Source organism: Tessaracoccus sp. OH4464_COT-324, from assembly GCF_003932855.1.
Taxonomy (GTDB): Bacteria; Actinomycetota; Actinomycetes; order Propionibacteriales; family Propionibacteriaceae; genus Arachnia.
Genome location: NZ_RQYZ01000137.1, coordinates 1 through 377 on the forward strand (window position 1 = coordinate 1; position 377 = coordinate 377).

Here is a 377-nt window from a genome sequence, read left to right on the forward strand (position 1 = left end):
TTGGTCATCGCGAGGATTTCTTCGTCGCTGATGCGGGTCACACCGCTGGATTCGCCCTGGATGAAGGCGTCCTCACCGTAGGCCACGCAGCAGAAGCTTTTGTAGTAGGCTTTGTCGTGTCCGCAGGTGAGGCGGCCGTAGTGTTGCGGGTCTACCATGGACTTGACCGCCATGATGTAGAACTCGTGCAGGCTGAGCCCGCGGATCACCTTGAGATTGAAGTTTTTGTCGTAGGTGCCACTGCCGCCGTAGGTGCCTCTGCCGACGTAGATCGTGATATTGGATTCTTGGGGGTTGAGGGGGAGGTTGCCGAGGGTTTCTGGGTGGTTGAATTGGTCGATGGGGAGGCCGTTGAAGAGTTTGGGGAGGGTTTCGGC

At 57.8% G+C, this 377-nt stretch carries 1 protein-coding gene; it reads right to left on the reverse strand.

Annotated features, from left to right (window positions below):
• Nucleotides 1–377 (reverse strand): hypothetical protein (locus EII42_RS13195; protein ID WP_158676538.1); only part of this gene is annotated, 377 nt, incomplete at both ends.